Source organism: Alteriqipengyuania lutimaris, assembly GCF_003363135.1.
Lineage (GTDB): Bacteria > Pseudomonadota > Alphaproteobacteria > Sphingomonadales > Sphingomonadaceae > Alteriqipengyuania > Alteriqipengyuania lutimaris.
The window spans coordinates 941701-955130 of sequence record NZ_QRBB01000001.1; the positions used below are offsets into that span (position 1 = coordinate 941701).

The 13430-nt window shown below is 63.9% G+C and carries 17 protein-coding genes; 11 read left to right on the plus strand and 6 right to left on the minus strand.

What is annotated here, in order from left to right; genetic code table 11:
- Positions 1-84 precede the first annotated feature (84 nt).
- Positions 85-513 carry a hypothetical protein gene (locus DL238_RS04595; RefSeq protein ID WP_234030965.1) on the minus strand — a complete coding sequence of 143 codons (429 nt, stop codon included), beginning with the start codon at positions 511-513 and terminating at the stop codon, positions 85-87.
- Positions 514-602: 89 nt separating this feature from the next.
- Entirely contained in the window at positions 603-863 is a 261-nt protein-coding gene (locus tag DL238_RS04600) for a zinc-finger domain-containing protein (RefSeq protein ID WP_407640839.1), read from the minus strand.
- A 110-nt stretch (positions 864-973) separates the two neighbouring features.
- Here DL238_RS04600 and DL238_RS04605 point away from each other — a divergent pair, with 110 nt between their 5' ends.
- From DL238_RS04605 to nadB, 3 genes are all read left to right on the plus strand, one after another.
- The gene (locus DL238_RS04605) at positions 974-1912 is read left to right on the plus strand and encodes an ABC transporter ATP-binding protein (protein ID WP_115491181.1); all 939 of its coding nucleotides are present in this window, start codon (positions 974-976) and stop codon (positions 1910-1912) included.
- Positions 1913-2066: 154 nt separating this feature from the next.
- Positions 2067-3944 carry a GGDEF domain-containing protein gene (locus DL238_RS04610; RefSeq protein WP_115491182.1) on the plus strand — a complete coding sequence of 626 codons (1878 nt, stop codon included), beginning with the start codon at positions 2067-2069 and terminating at the stop codon, positions 3942-3944.
- A 70-nt stretch (positions 3945-4014) separates the two neighbouring features.
- On the plus strand, positions 4015-5616 hold the full coding sequence (gene nadB, locus DL238_RS04615; RefSeq protein ID WP_115491183.1) for an L-aspartate oxidase: 1602 nt from the start codon (positions 4015-4017) through the stop codon (positions 5614-5616).
- Between the two features lie 54 nt (positions 5617-5670).
- On the opposite strand, the gene DL238_RS04620 is transcribed toward nadB, so the two are convergent.
- On the minus strand, positions 5671-5901 hold the full coding sequence (locus DL238_RS04620; RefSeq protein ID WP_115491184.1) for a hypothetical protein: 231 nt from the start codon (positions 5899-5901) through the stop codon (positions 5671-5673).
- A 32-nt stretch (positions 5902-5933) separates the two neighbouring features.
- The gene (locus DL238_RS04625) at positions 5934-6437 is read right to left on the minus strand and encodes a hypothetical protein (protein WP_115491185.1); all 504 of its coding nucleotides are present in this window, start codon (positions 6435-6437) and stop codon (positions 5934-5936) included.
- A 263-nt stretch (positions 6438-6700) separates the two neighbouring features.
- On the opposite strand from DL238_RS04625, the gene DL238_RS04630 reads away from it, so the two are divergent.
- The 4 genes from DL238_RS04630 to DL238_RS16025 all read left to right on the plus strand — a co-directional run bounded on the left by DL238_RS04630 (position 6701) and on the right by DL238_RS16025 (position 10220).
- Positions 6701-6982, plus strand: a complete 282-nt coding sequence (locus DL238_RS04630; RefSeq protein WP_115491186.1) for a hypothetical protein — start codon at positions 6701-6703, stop codon at positions 6980-6982.
- Between the two features lie 429 nt (positions 6983-7411).
- Complete coding sequence (locus tag DL238_RS04635; protein ID WP_115491187.1) at positions 7412-9478, plus strand: ribonucleoside-diphosphate reductase subunit alpha; 2067 nt, start codon at positions 7412-7414, stop codon at positions 9476-9478.
- Between the two features lie 89 nt (positions 9479-9567).
- Complete coding sequence (locus DL238_RS04640; protein ID WP_115491188.1) at positions 9568-9975, plus strand: SPFH domain-containing protein; 408 nt, start codon at positions 9568-9570, stop codon at positions 9973-9975.
- A gap of 77 nt (positions 9976-10052) precedes the next feature.
- Positions 10053-10220, plus strand: a complete 168-nt coding sequence (locus tag DL238_RS16025) for a hypothetical protein (protein ID WP_181883816.1) — start codon at positions 10053-10055, stop codon at positions 10218-10220.
- Between the two features lie 91 nt (positions 10221-10311).
- On the opposite strand, the gene DL238_RS04645 is transcribed toward DL238_RS16025, so the two are convergent.
- Complete coding sequence (locus tag DL238_RS04645) at positions 10312-10551, minus strand: DUF2171 domain-containing protein (protein ID WP_115491189.1); 240 nt, start codon at positions 10549-10551, stop codon at positions 10312-10314.
- A 134-nt stretch (positions 10552-10685) separates the two neighbouring features.
- Positions 10686-10835, minus strand: a complete 150-nt coding sequence (locus DL238_RS16030; RefSeq protein ID WP_181883817.1) for a hypothetical protein — start codon at positions 10833-10835, stop codon at positions 10686-10688.
- A 64-nt stretch (positions 10836-10899) separates the two neighbouring features.
- On the opposite strand from DL238_RS16030, the gene DL238_RS16490 reads away from it, so the two are divergent.
- The 4 genes from DL238_RS16490 (at position 10900) to DL238_RS04660 (ending at position 13419) form a co-directional block, all read left to right on the plus strand.
- Entirely contained in the window at positions 10900-11025 is a 126-nt protein-coding gene (locus DL238_RS16490; RefSeq protein WP_267897118.1) for a hypothetical protein, read from the plus strand.
- Positions 11026-11085: 60 nt separating this feature from the next.
- Positions 11086-11475: a hypothetical protein gene (locus DL238_RS04650; RefSeq protein ID WP_115491190.1), complete on the plus strand. Its 390-nt coding sequence runs from the start codon at positions 11086-11088 to the stop codon at positions 11473-11475.
- Between the two features lie 154 nt (positions 11476-11629).
- A complete protein-coding gene (locus DL238_RS04655; protein ID WP_115491191.1) occupies positions 11630-12694 on the plus strand; it encodes a ribonucleotide-diphosphate reductase subunit beta in 1065 nt (354 codons plus the stop codon).
- Positions 12694-13419: a DUF4145 domain-containing protein gene (locus DL238_RS04660; protein WP_115491192.1), complete on the plus strand. Its 726-nt coding sequence runs from the start codon at positions 12694-12696 to the stop codon at positions 13417-13419. Before DL238_RS04655 ends, DL238_RS04660 begins: the two co-directional genes overlap by 1 nt.
- Positions 13420-13430: the final 11 nt, after the last annotated feature.

The following is a 13430-nucleotide window of genomic DNA, read 5'->3' on the forward strand; positions in this document are numbered from 1 at the left end:
GCCCAGCCCGAATCAAGCCCGGTCCGAATCAAGGAGATGGGTGCGCCATCGCCGAAGCTCGCCCACGATGACGACGCTATCCGGTCAGCCTTCGTCTTCGATCCGCTTGTAGGGGATGAACTGCGTCAGCTGGAGGTTGCCGCTGTAGAAATTCCCCGATCGATCGCGCGTGGTCACAGTGTCGGTCCGGCAAAGCCGCGTGGAGAAGCTGCGCACGACCAGATAGTCGTCGTCGTCGAGATATTCGGGGCTGCGGGTGTAGTTCACGTAAACCGTCGAACCCTGCTCGTAGACGATCGCCGTCTTGTCGATGATGCTCGAGCGCACGTTGCGGCTGGTCGGCAGGCATTCCACCGGATCGCCGGCGACGCGCCCTTCGAGCTTCATCGCAAGCTTCCGCTCGCCCTTGGTCATCTCTGCAGCGGGATCGTCCGACTGGGCGCTGGCCGGGATCGAAAGCCCGAGCGCGAGCAGGGGGGCGGCGAGTGCGGGGGCAAGAAATCGCATGGTCATGTCGTTATCCTTTCCGGACGCACGTCTAACGTGCCCTGGCTGAACAACGGCTGATGGCGGCAGAAGGCTTCCGCAGGGCACGGGCGCGGTCAGTGGCCCGGGTCGGCGCCTTCGGAAATATCGGGCAGCGCGCTCTGGTCGACCCCGTCGGCGGGCCCGCCTTCGAGCACGAATCGCCGGTCGCAGTAGCCGCAATCGACATAGCCATGCTCGTCGATCTCGAGATAGATCTTCGGGTGGCCGAGCGCGGCGGCGCGATAGAGCTTGCCGCTGCGAATATCGGTCGCGCCGTCGCACCAGACGCGGCGGGTGGTCACCTTGGAGACTTCGGGGGGCGGCGGCATGATCATGGGGCAGCCGCATATCCGGGTGTCCGCGACACGGCAAGAGGCCAGCGGAGGAGACCGATCGTGTTCATAACCGGTGGTCAAGTGCGCCGGAGCGGCCTAGAGCCTCGCGCATGGACAACCGCCCGGCGATTTCGATCAAGGATCTGACCAAGCGATATGCCCCCGCGAAGGGCGAATCGGAGGGCAAGCTCGCACTGAAGGGCGTCAGCTTCGATGTCCCGCAGGGCGGGATTTTCGGCCTGCTCGGCCCCAATGGCGCCGGCAAGTCGACGCTGATCAACATCCTTGCGGGGCTGGTCGGCCGGACGAGCGGCAGCGCGGAAATCTGGGGCTTCGACACCGCGAAGAACCCGCGCAACGCCAAGCGCGCGATCGGCATCGTGCCACAGGAAATCGTGTTCGACCCCTTCTTCACGCCGTTCGAGGTGCTCGAGAATCAGGCCGGCTTCTACGGCGTGCCCAAGGACGAACGGCGCAGCGAGGAACTGCTGAAGGCGGTGCATCTGTGGGACAAGCGCGATGCCTATGCCCGCACCTTGTCGGGCGGGATGAAGCGCCGCCTGCTGATCGCGAAGGCGATGGTCCATTCGCCGCCGATCCTCGTCCTCGACGAGCCGACGGCGGGCGTCGACGTCGAACTGCGACGGCAGCTGTGGGAACTGGTGACCGACCTCAACGCGCAGGGCGTCACCGTGGTGCTGACCACGCACTACCTCGAAGAGGCCGAAGAGCTGTGCGACCGGATCGCGATCATCAACCACGGCGAACTGATCGCGGACAAGCCGACGCGCGAGCTGGTGAGCATGGCGCGCGAGAAGATCATCAGGCTGGACGTCGACAAGGACCTTGCCGGCCCGCCGATGGACGAAATGTTCACCCGCGCCGAAGTGACCGCGCCGCGCACGCTGGAAATCACCTATGATCGAGACAAGGCGACTGCGGGACAGGTGCTCACCATCGTGCAGGGCCACGGCTACGCGATCGAGGATGTCTCGACGCTGGAACCCGATCTCGAAGACGTTTTCGTCCAGCTGACCGGCGCGGGCTGAGCCCGCGGCTCTCCGCGCCGGCATCCAACGCCGTTGCAGTACTTTATCGGATCTGCGCGCTAACGTTTGTTCAACCCGTCGTCGCTAGTGCGTCGGGGTGAGAAAAATCTCATCTTTTTTCAGGACATTGCGGCCCTCATTCGCTTTGGCCTCGATGGCCGTTGCGCTGCTGGCCAGTCCCGTGGCGGCGCGGTGCATCGGCAGTTCCGATCCGCTGATCTACCGGATGGAGCTGGAAATCGGGCGGGATCCGGCCGCTGCGGTCGAATTGATAGACAAGGAAATCGCACGCACAGCTCCGGCGCGAACGCGCCGGCTGGCGGAGCTGAACCTGGCCAAGTCGCAGGCCCTCTACATGAGCGGCTCGCCCTATCTGGCCCCGGTGGAGAAGGCGCGCAGTATCGCGGACGACTTCGCCCCGACCGACAATATCGGCCTCTATCTGCGGATCACCGACGCGGTGGAGCAGGAGCCGGGGCAGAAGATCGCTGCGGATTTGCGAGCAATCGCCCCCGATATCGAAGCCCTGCCTGCCGGGAGTCGCGCCCGAACCTGTCGTGAGACCGATCTCGCCTTTTACAACGACATGGTGGAGCAGCCGCGCGAGGCGATGCAGTTCGCGATCGAGGCTTACCGCAATGCCGATGGTCACGCGACGACGATCGAGCGCGCGAAGGCTGCTTCGGTCCTCGCCTATCTGATGTCGAGCGGCCATGACTTCGATTACGCCAACGAGCTGCATTCCGAAGCCTACGCGATCCAGCGCGAACTCGGCCTGAGCGATCTTGCTTCCAACGAGGTGCTGCTGCGCGGCTACACGCATCTCGAGCGCGGCGACTGGAAGAGCGCGGTGGCAGATTTCCAAGCCTCCGCCCGCGAGGCGCGCAGCTATGGCAACCAGTATGCGATCGATTACGCGTTGCTGGGCGTGTGCGAAGCTGCCCTCGAAGGTGATCTGATCGAGCTCGCCGCGCCGGCTTGCGAGCGCGCCCACGAGGGGCTGGCCGTGACCGGCGACAGGATGGGCTTCCCCGCGACGAGGCTGCTGGCGAAACTGCGGGTGGAGCAGGGGGACAGTGCCGCAGCCCTGCGATTGATCGACCCGCTGGTCGCCGGGGGCAAGGGCGCGGCCTCGACGCTGGACTGGATCATGGCGCTGAAGACGCGCGCGCAGGCCCTGTCGAACCTCGGCCGCAATGCGCAAGCCTATGACGTGATGCGTCGGGCAGATGAAATCTCGTCCGAGATGTGGGAGGGGGAGGTACAAAGCGGCGTCGCCGCGATGCAGGCACGGTTCCAGAACGAGGAACTGCAACGACGCCTGTCTGCCGAAGAGCGCGCAAGCAATGCGCGCCTGCGGCTCGCCATCGCAGTGATTGCGGGTTCCGTCACCACGCTCGCGCTGCTCGGCGCGCTGATCTTTTCGCTCCTGCGTCACCGCCGCAAGTTCCGCCGTCTCGCGATGACCGACCCGCTGACCGGTCTCGCCAATCGGCGCGCGACGCTGGAGAGGGCGGAGGAGGCGCTGCGGGCGATCGGAATGGGCAGGCCTCGCGCGTCCATCGCGCTGCTGGACATCGACCATTTCAAATCGTGCAACGATCGCTTCGGTCACGATGCGGGCGATGCAATCCTGCGCGAGTTCGCGCGGATCGTGCAGGACTGCGTTCGCCCGACCGACATTGTCGGGCGCTGGGGCGGTGAGGAGTTCGTGCTGGTTTTCCCCGCCACGCACGTGCGGGAGGCGGCCATGATCATCGACCGGATCCGCGTCCGGGCCGCGCGCAAGCCGTTCGACTTCGCGAACGAGTACCGGCTCGAATTCAGTGCGGGGATCGCGATGCTGCACGAGAGCGACGACAAGGTGGGCGCGTGCATCACGCTGGCGGACAAGCGGCTCTATGCGGCCAAGGCGCAGGGGCGCGACCAGACCTGTATCGCAGGGGCCGAAAGCGCTGCCGCGCCGCCTTTGGAGGCCCGCGCAAAGCCCGGCGATGTTGAGCGAAGGGCCGGCGCCGCCCGGGCGGCCTGATCTTCGCTCCCCACGCTGACGAGGTGCGCTTCCGCTTGCGGCCTCCGCGCGCTCCCGCCATGACGCGGGAATGACCGAGAAACATGACGATACCACGCACGACGTGCTGGTCATCGGGTCCGGCGCCGCAGGCCTCACCGCCGCACTCGCGCTGGCCGAAGAGAAGAAGGTGCTGGTCCTCGCCAAGGGATCGCTCACCGGCGGCAGCACTGCCTGGGCGCAGGGCGGGATCGCCGCCGTACTCGACGCGGGCGACACCTTCGAGGATCACATCCACGACACGATGGTGGCGGGCGCCGGGCTGAACGACCGCGACACGGTGGAGTTCGTGATCGAGCGCGCGCCCCACGCGATCGACCGGCTGATCGAGCTCGGCGTGCCATTCAACAAGGAAAGCGGCGCGCTCCACCTTACGCGCGAGGGCGGCCATTCGCACCGTCGCATCGTCCATGTGGACGACGCGACCGGCTGGGCGGTGCAGTCCGCGCTGCTCAAGGCGGCGGAGGCCAATCCCAACATCACCCTGCTGCCGGGCCGATCCTGCATCGACCTGATCACCGGGCGGCACGAGCTGCGGTACTCGGGCGCGGGGCAGGTCTGGGGCGCCTACGCGCTCAACGAAGCGACCGGCGAGGTCGAGCGGCATGTCGCGCGCGCGACCGTGATGGCCGCAGGCGGGGCGGGGCGCTGCTACCTTTTCTCCACCGCGCCGCGCGGGGCGACGGGTGACGGGATCGCGATGGCGTGGCGGGCGGGCGCGCGCGTCTCCAACATGGAGATGATGCAGTTCCACCCGACCTGCCTCTACAATCTCGAGGTCAAGAACTTCCTCATCACCGAGGCGGTGCGGGGCGAGGGCGGGCGGCTGTTCAACCCGCGCACGGGAGAGCGGTTCATGACCGCCTATGACCCGGAGCGGATGGAGCTGGCCCCACGCGACGTGGTTGCGCGGGCGAACGACGACCAGATCAAGCGCTACGGGCTCGATTACGTCCATCTCGACATCAGCCACAAACCGCCCGAGTTCGTGCGCGAGCATTTCCCGACCATCCACGAAAAGCTGCTGGGTCTTGGAATCGACATGACGAAGGAACCGATCCCCGTGGTGCCCGCGCAGCATTATACCTGCGGCGGCGTGCTGGTGGACCTGTTCGCGCGCACCGACCTGCCCGGCCTGTGGGCGGCGGGGGAATGCACGGAAAGCGGGCTGCACGGGGCGAACCGGCTAGCGTCGAACAGCCTGCTCGAATGCTTCGTCTTCGGCGAGGCCGCGGCGCGCGACATCCTGTCGATGTGGGACGAGCTCGATGCCCCGCCCGAGATTCGCCCGTGGGACGCCAGCCGGGTGACCGATTCGGACGAAGAGGTCGTGATCAAGCAGAACTGGACCGAGATCCGCCGCTTCATGTGGAACTATGTCGGCATCGTGCGCACGACCAAGCGGCTGGAGCGTGCAGCGAACCGCATCCGCCTGCTCCAGTCGGAGATCGAGGATTACTACGGATCGTTCCGCGTCACGACCGACCTGATCGAACTGCGCAACCTCGTCCAGTCGGCCGAGCTGATCGTGGGCTGCGCGCTCAAGCGGCAGGAAAGCCGGGGGCTGCACTTCACGCTCGACCACCCGCAGACCGATCCGATCGCGAACGATACCGTCCTGCTGCCGCGCTGAGGGGACCGGCCGCGAGGCCCCGCAGGGCGGCGACCGGTCCGCGCTCCGATCGACTTAGAAGTCGAAGGTCGTCGGCGTCGGCTCGGGGAACATTCCCCAGGTCGTGCCGTCGCCGCCGGTGGGATCGCCCTTCACGAGGCTGACGATATCGATGCCGCCGGCCACGGTGTCGAGCGCTTCCGCGTCGAGCTTGGCGATGCGGGCCCGGGCGCCGGTCGATGCCGCGGTGAGGCTCGCCTGGAGGTCGGTTGCGCCCAGCCGCGCGGCTTTCTTCATGCTGCTCATGGTCTTCTCCTTTGGTACGATGATCCGGACATTCAGATGCGAACCGTGGCCCCACCGTCCGGATCATGGGCGGGTGACGGAACTTTTTCCGGGCGCACCGGGCCGACGGGCGATCGCGGAACGTGGATTGGCTGCGACCGGTGGCGCCTGGTGGTGATCTGCGGGCAGCGCACGCAGCTGGCGGTGCCGTTTTCGGCGAACCACCGGCAGGTGGCGCGCAGGGTGCATGCGGGTGCCACGTCGACGACCGGCTGCATCTGCTCGATGATGGCCTTGCCGAGGCCGCAGCCGCCATCGCGCCACTGGCCGCAGCCGTTGTTCGCGCACGGCGCCGAAAAGCGCAGGGCATGGCCGGGATCGACCCCGAGGCTCTCGGGATCGAAATCCTCCGGCAGTGCGACATCCTTTTCGAGGTAAGAGACCCGGGCCTCTGCCCCTCCCTTGCCGTCGTCCTCTTCCAGCACCACCCCGATGAGCTTCGCTTCGGGATGCTGGTGCGGCGCGCTCGGGCAATCGAGCACCTTCTCGTCGGCCATGTTCGCTCCCCCCTTCTGGTCGATCGCGAGTCCTTTGGGGCAGAGTATCGCGGGGGGATCGCGCTGTTCATCGGGCAAGCGTGCTAGTGCAGCTGTACTAGCTCCCAGCGATGCGCGTGCGCGGGCATGCGGCGCGGCGGGTCGATCATGTACGAACGGGACCGTGAAACTTGATGCATATTAGTTTATGGCCGGATCGTGGCGGGCGGCCATTGGTGGGGTGAGCCGCCCATCTGGGCGGAGGCAACAGAAGGACAGATATCATGAAGAAGCTCGCACTTTTCGCCGCTCTCCCGGTCGCTGCCCTGGCGCTGAGCGCCTGTGGTGAAGACAGCGCCGTCGAAGAGCAGGGCGACATGCTTGAAGAGCGTGCCGACGAAGTCGAAGATTACGGCGACGACACTGCCGCAGCGCTCGAAGAGCAGGCCGACGAAGCCTCCACCGATGCGCGCGAAGACGCTCTGAACGAGCGTGCCGAGGAAATCGACGACATCGGCGACGAACGCGCCGACGAGCTCAACGAAGCCGCCGACGAAATGGAATAAGGCCAAGCGCCTGATTAAAGCCGATTTTCGGTAGAAGGGCCCTCGTCAGCAATGGCGGGGGCCTTTTTGTCGGCGCCAAAGCCGCTAGGCGCCCCGGTGACGCAACTGAATCCGCCCGCGAATTTTTCCCACAGTTTGATGTCGCCCGGCGGAGCCTTCCGAATCGGCGCGACCGGTGCCTTTACCGACTCGTCCAGACCTTTCGGCGCGTCGTCCGATCCTTTTTTGCAGCGGCTCGCCCTTGCGCGTGTCGCCTCGCTGATTCATGTTTGTCCTCCTTCGCGATCCGGACGGTAACCGGGCGACCGCGAAACAGTCTTTCGCGAGGGCGTATCGACGTCGTGGGCCAGGCCTGCCGATGCGCGACAAATCAGACACGGCACGGCGGCGTATCTGCGTCACCGGTCGCAATTGCTTTAGGGGCGGTTCATGGAATTCAGCGCAGGCGAAACCGATATCTCCACCACAGGTGACGAGATGGAGCAGCCCAAGAGCAAGACCGGGCAGCCCGCCAGCGCACCGTCCTCCGACAAGGGCGTGACGCAGGCGAAGTCCCCAGCAAAGGCAGTGACGATGGAACAGGACGACAGCGGATCGGAAGACCTGGTGGCAGAGGTCGCCGCCGAAGCGGTGGCCAAGGCCGCGGCAGCGAGCATGGGCGATGATTCCGACAGCAAGAAGGTCAATCCGCGCCGGTTCGAGATCGTCACCGACCATTCGCGCGATGCGAACCTCACCGAATTCGGCAAGGAAACGCTGAAGGACCGCTACCTGTTGCCGGGCGAGGACTTCCAGGATCTGTTCGCGCGCGTCGCGGATGCCTATGCCGACGATCAGGCGCATGCGCAGCGGCTCTATGATTACATCTCCAACCTGTGGTTCATGCCCGCGACCCCGGTGCTGTCGAACGGCGGCACCGCGCGCGGACTGCCGATCAGCTGCTACCTCAACTCGGTCGAGGACAGCCTCAACGGCATCGTGAACACCTGGAACGAGAACGTGTGGCTCGCCTCCAAGGGCGGCGGCATCGGTACCTACTGGGGCAGTGTGCGCGGCATCGGCGAGCCGGTCGGCCTCAACGGCAAGACCAGCGGCATCATCCCCTTCGTGCGGGTGATGGATTCGCTCACGCTGGCGATCTCGCAGGGCTCGCTGCGGCGCGGATCGGCTGCCTGCTACATCGACATCAGCCATCCCGAGATCGAGGAATTCCTCGAAATCCGTAAGCCCTCGGGCGACTTCAACCGCAAGGCGCTGAACCTCCACCACGGCGTGCTCGTCACCGACGAGTTCATGGAGAAGGTCCGCGCAGGCGAGGAATTCGACCTCGTCTCCCCGCGCGACGGTTCGGTCCGCAAGACGGTCGACGCGCGCAGCCTGTTCCAGAAGCTGGTCGAGACGCGCCTCGCCACGGGCGAGCCCTACATCGTGTTCTCCGATACGGTGAACCGGATGATGCCCAAGCATCACCGCGACCTCGGCTTGAAAGTGTCGACCTCCAACCTGTGCAGCGAGATCACGCTGCCCACCGGGCGCGACCACCTGGGCAACGATCGCACGGCGGTGTGCTGCCTCAGCTCGCTCAACCTCGAGAAGTGGGACGAGTGGAACGGCGACAAGCAGTTCATCGAGGATGTCATGCGCATGCTCGACAACGTGCTGCAGGACTATATCGACCGCGCCCCGCCCGAAATGGCGCGGGCCAAGTATTCTGCGTCGCGCGAGCGTTCGGTCGGCCTGGGCGTGATGGGATTCCACTCGTTCCTCCAGTCGAAAAACCTGGCGCTCGAAGGGCCGATGGCGAAAGCGTGGAACATCAAGATGTTCCAGCACATCTCCACCGCCGCCAACGAAGCATCGATGATGCTCGCGCACGAGCGTGGGCCGTGCCCCGATGCCGAGGAAATGGGCGCGATGGAGCGCTTCAGCTGCAAGATGGCGATCGCGCCGACCGCGTCGATCAGCATCATCTGCGGCGGGACCTCGGCGTGCATCGAGCCGATCCCGGCGAATATCTATACCCACAAGACGCTGTCGGGCTCGTTCGTCGTCAAGAACCCCTATCTGCAGGAACTGCTGGCGAAGAAGAGCAAGGATTCGACCAATGTGTGGAATTCGATCCTCGAACGTGGCGGTTCGGTTGCCCACCTCGACTTCCTGACTCCGGAGGAAAAGGCGACCTACCGGACCAGCTTCGAGGTCGACCAGCGCTGGCTGCTCGAATTCGCGGCCGATCGTGCGCCGATGATCGACCAGGCGCAGAGCCTCAATCTCTTCATCCCCGCCGATGTCGACAAGTGGGACCTGATGATGCTGCACTTCCACGCGTGGGAGAAGGGCATCAAGTCGCTCTACTACCTGCGCTCCAAGAGCGTGCAGCGCGCGGGCTTCGCCGGCGGCGTGGAGGCGGACAACACCTCCGAAGCCGCGAAGTACGAGCTTGCGGCAGGCGCCACTGAAGAGACTGACTACGAGGAATGTCTCGCTTGCCAGTAAGGGCTTTCGGCAGGAACGTGTCGCAAGTTGCGCCGGCTGCGGTTGGCCGCCAGGCCTTGCCGGAGGTGCGCGGAAGAGGGGGCTGAAGCGTGCGTAACCCTGGGTTGATTCTCATCCTGCTGGTCGTAGGCGCTTTGCTGCTCCCCCTCGCGATGTGGGGCGTGCCCCAGTATCGGCTCTATTCCGAAAGACTGGCCGGAGAGGCGCGACTGGCCGAAGCCCAGTCTTCTCGCAGGATCGCGATTCTCGAAGCCGAAGCGCGCCGCGAAAGCGCGGTTGCGCTCGCCGAGGCGGAAGTGCTGCGAGCCGAAGGCGCGGCGCGGGCCAACCAGATCTTGCAGGATTCGCTCGGGGGACCCGAGGGATATCTTCGTTACCTGCAGATCCAAGCGCTCGAACGGGCGAACGCGAACCTCATCTACGTCCCGACCGAAGCCGGTCTGCCCGTGACCGAGGCATCGCGCCTGCGGAGCCCGCGGGCGGTGGTGGCGGACTAGAGCCGCGCAAGCTCACCGACCTTGCGAGGTTGGGGGCATAGCACTCCCGTGCAGAGCGGTTGGGAAAAGGAATAATCTTGGACCTGCTTGCAATCGCTACGATCATCGTCGCTGTGCTGGTCGTCGGCGTGGCAATCGCCGTCTTCCGAATGCCGCAGGAAAAGCGGTCGAGGGTCATGATGCTGCTTGCATCGCTCTTGATGCTGATGACGGTGATGCTGCTGTTCGGTTCGCAAGGCGATTGAGGTTGCGCACGAAAAACCCCGGCGCGCAATGATGGCGGGCCGGGGGTTTTCTGATCAATGAGCCGATACTCCGACTCTCCGTTTGGTTCGGTCAGGCAGTGGTCGCCTTGTTGCCGAGGCCCACGGGCAGCGGCGTGCCTTCCTTCAGCACGACACGGTTGTCTTCGAGCTTGTCCACCGCGTCGAGGGCGATGAAGTGGTGCTGGCTGTCCATCGCGTCGGACTTGGTCAGCTTGATGCGCTCGTCTTCGACTTCGTCCACCGTACCCACGTGCTGCTTGCTCGCGTCGACGATTTCCATGTGTTCCTTGATGCGAATTTTCTCGAACATAAATTGCTCCGATCTTGTCTTGTTTTTCAAGGGCCTGCTTCGGCCCGCCTTACATAAAACCAACGGCTGGACCGGCTGAATCGTTCCGCAGTTCGTCGCTGTAGAACAACGCCTTGCGAAACGGGCGGCTGAGTTCAGTCCTTCTCGGCCGCCGCGTTCTTTTCCTTTTCGCTGTCGCGCTCTTTTTCGACACGCGGTCCGGTGCGCGGCGGCTCGATCGGTCCGCTCTCCTTCTTCAGAGTCACGCGGCGGCTGTCGCCGGGCTCGTAGGTCTGGTCGGTCATTTTTCGATCCTTTCACCTCACCAAACCATTGAGCGAAAAGCCCCGTTCCTTCATCCTTTAGGCCATGGCGGAAGACGAGATCATCCGTATCGGGGCCTTCACGCTCGCCGATGGGGACGTGGGCTGGGCGATAGGCTTCGGCGTCGTCGTGGTGGCATTCGTCATGGCACCCGCCGCGCGCTGGCATTGACGCGAGTGGCGTATCCGCCGCGCCCTTGCGCAAGGCGATGGCGATCAGGCCGAATATCTGATGATCGAGCGTGACGAAGCCCGGTCGCCCGGATCGATCGCGGGCACGGTCCTGCTGGCTCTGCTGGCCCCGTTCGCCCTGATCGGCTTGCTGATCTTTCAGGAGAACTTCGCAAGCGAGCTCGAGCAGATGCTGGGCGAGGGATGGGGGGTGGGGGCGGCTTTACTCACCGTCGGCTTCATGACGGGGCTGAGCTACCTCGTCGGGCGCATCGGCCGGAACATGATGTCGCCTGCCGAACTCGCCGCGCTGGAGGAAGAGGAGGAGCACCGACGCTGGATGCAGTCGATCGACGGGGATTCGATGCCCGGTCTGATCTTTGCAGTCGCAGGCGGGGCTGCGATCCTGACGGCCATCTATTTCCTCGCCGAAGCGATCACCCCCGGCTAGCCGCGCCTCCCGGCCCAAAGGCGGTAGCGCGGCGACCGCTTATCCCCGACCCATTGATCCGGCTTGCTATCGAATCACCGCTGTGATTCCTTATGTTGGTACATCCAGTCAGATCGCCAACACCGAAGAAGGCCCCCGCGCCCGGAGAACACCAATGTCGCTGCTCGAAGCCCGCAAGACCTACAAGCCCTTCGAATATCCGTGGGCCTACGACTTCTGGAAGCGCCAGCAGCAGATCCACTGGATGCCCGAGGAAGTCCCGCTGGGCGAGGATTGCCGCGACTGGGCGCAGAAGATCACCGAGCACGAGCGCAACCTGCTCACGCAGATCTTCCGCTTCTTCACCCAGGCCGACGTCGAGGTGCAGGATTGCTACCACGACAAGTACGGCCGCGTGTTCAAGCCGACCGAGGTCAAGATGATGCTGACCGCGTTCTCCAATATGGAGACCGTGCACATCGCGGCCTACAGCCACCTGCTCGACACGATCGGCATGCCCGAATCCGAATATTCCGCCTTCATGGAATACGAGGAAATGAAGGACAAGCATGACTACCTGCAGGTCTTCGGGGTCGACACGGACGAGGATATCGCCCGCACGCTGGCGGCATTCGGCGGCTTCACCGAAGGCATGCAGCTGTTCGCCAGCTTCGCCATGCTGATGAACTTCCCGCGCTTCAACAAGATGAAGGGCATGGGCCAGATCGTCAGCTGGTCGGTCCGCGACGAAAGCCTCCACTGCGAAGGCATCATCCGCCTGTTCCACGAATTCGTGCGCGAGCGGGACTGCTACACCAAGGCGGTGAAGGAAGACATCATCGACATCGCGCAGAAGTCGGTGCGGCTGGAAGACAACTTCATCGACCTCGCCTTCGAGATGGGGCCGGTGAGCGGGATGACCGCGAAGGAGATCAAGAAGTACATCCGCTACATCGCGGACTGGCGGCTGGGCCAGCTGGGCCTGCAGCCGATCTACATGATCGACGAGCACCCGCTCCCCTGGCTCGCCCCGCTGCTCAACGGCGTGGAGCACGCCAACTTCTTCGAACAGCGCGCGACCGAATATTCCAAGGGCGCCACCAAGGGCGACTGGAACACGGTGTGGAGCACCTTTGACAAGCGCAACAAGGCCAAGGCCGCGAACGAGGAAGAGCTTGCGGCGGACGACGGGCCGGGGCTGTTCGGGGATGATGCCGGGGGCGTGCAGGCGGCGGAATAATGAATCCCGATTATTCGACCACTGCGCAATCAGCTTTTGAAAGCGCGACAAAAACCGAAAGCGGTTTGGTCTGTGGGACGAAAACGAAGTTCGTCTGCCCATTCCCCAGTTGCCGCACCTACGCTGTTCAGCATTGGGGTAATCATCTCAATCCAGTTCAAATCCATAGTGGAGGTCATTATCCTCGTCAGACTGGCGATTTAGTACCGCTTTGTACCTCAAGATGCGAAGCATGTAATCAGGAAGCCATCTATATTGGAGGCAAGATTGCTTTCCCTGCGGATAGCGACGCTCCAATGCCCGCTGCTGACCTGCCCACCGACTGCATTGCCGACTTTCAGGAAGCGCGAGAAATTCTACCCCGATCACCTCGAGGCTCCTCAGCACTTCTAAGGTTGGTTCTGCAAAAACTCTTACCTCATCTCGGGGCAACGAAATCTAAGATTGACTCTGCCATTGGTGAGTTGGTTGCTGCGGGCAAGATAAAAGAGCCCATTCAGAAGGCGTTGGATATCGTTCGTGTCATCGGTAACGAAAGCGTACATCCCGGAGAGATGGATCTCCAAGACGATCGGGACACCGCCCTTGGCCTTTTTCGAATAATCAACTTGATTGTCGAAACAGAGATAACTGAGCCAAAGCGTTTGAATGCTTTGTACACCTCGCTACCAAAGTCGAAGCTTGATGGCATCGCAAACAGAGACGGGAAGGCAGCTCAGCCTTAGACTTACCCGCT

What these genes read in the sequence shown, in the direction of transcription:
- DL238_RS04595 (WP_234030965.1), bottom strand. Translation starts at nt 513, where the DNA reads ATGACCATGCGATTTCTTGCCCCCGCACTCGCCGCCCCCCTGCTCGCG.
- DL238_RS04600 (WP_407640839.1), bottom strand. Translation starts at nt 863, where the DNA reads ATGATCATGCCGCCGCCCCCCGAAGTCTCCAAGGTGACCACCCGCCGC.
- DL238_RS04605 (WP_115491181.1), top strand. Translation starts at nt 974, where the DNA reads ATGGACAACCGCCCGGCGATTTCGATCAAGGATCTGACCAAGCGATAT.
- DL238_RS04610 (WP_115491182.1), top strand. Translation starts at nt 2,067, where the DNA reads ATGGCCGTTGCGCTGCTGGCCAGTCCCGTGGCGGCGCGGTGCATCGGC.
- nadB (WP_115491183.1), top strand. Translation starts at nt 4,015, where the DNA reads ATGACCGAGAAACATGACGATACCACGCACGACGTGCTGGTCATCGGG.
- DL238_RS04620 (WP_115491184.1), bottom strand. Translation starts at nt 5,901, where the DNA reads ATGAGCAGCATGAAGAAAGCCGCGCGGCTGGGCGCAACCGACCTCCAG.
- DL238_RS04625 (WP_115491185.1), bottom strand. Translation starts at nt 6,437, where the DNA reads ATGGCCGACGAGAAGGTGCTCGATTGCCCGAGCGCGCCGCACCAGCAT.
- DL238_RS04630 (WP_115491186.1), top strand. Translation starts at nt 6,701, where the DNA reads ATGAAGAAGCTCGCACTTTTCGCCGCTCTCCCGGTCGCTGCCCTGGCG.
- DL238_RS04635 (WP_115491187.1), top strand. Translation starts at nt 7,412, where the DNA reads ATGGAATTCAGCGCAGGCGAAACCGATATCTCCACCACAGGTGACGAG.
- DL238_RS04645 (WP_115491189.1), bottom strand. Translation starts at nt 10,551, where the DNA reads ATGTTCGAGAAAATTCGCATCAAGGAACACATGGAAATCGTCGACGCG.
- DL238_RS16030 (WP_181883817.1), bottom strand. Translation starts at nt 10,835, where the DNA reads ATGACCGACCAGACCTACGAGCCCGGCGACAGCCGCCGCGTGACTCTG.
- DL238_RS16490 (WP_267897118.1), top strand. Translation starts at nt 10,900, where the DNA reads ATGGCGGAAGACGAGATCATCCGTATCGGGGCCTTCACGCTCGCCGAT.
- DL238_RS04650 (WP_115491190.1), top strand. Translation starts at nt 11,086, where the DNA reads ATGATCGAGCGTGACGAAGCCCGGTCGCCCGGATCGATCGCGGGCACG.
- DL238_RS04655 (WP_115491191.1), top strand. Translation starts at nt 11,630, where the DNA reads ATGTCGCTGCTCGAAGCCCGCAAGACCTACAAGCCCTTCGAATATCCG.
- DL238_RS04660 (WP_115491192.1), top strand. Translation starts at nt 12,694, where the DNA reads ATGAATCCCGATTATTCGACCACTGCGCAATCAGCTTTTGAAAGCGCG.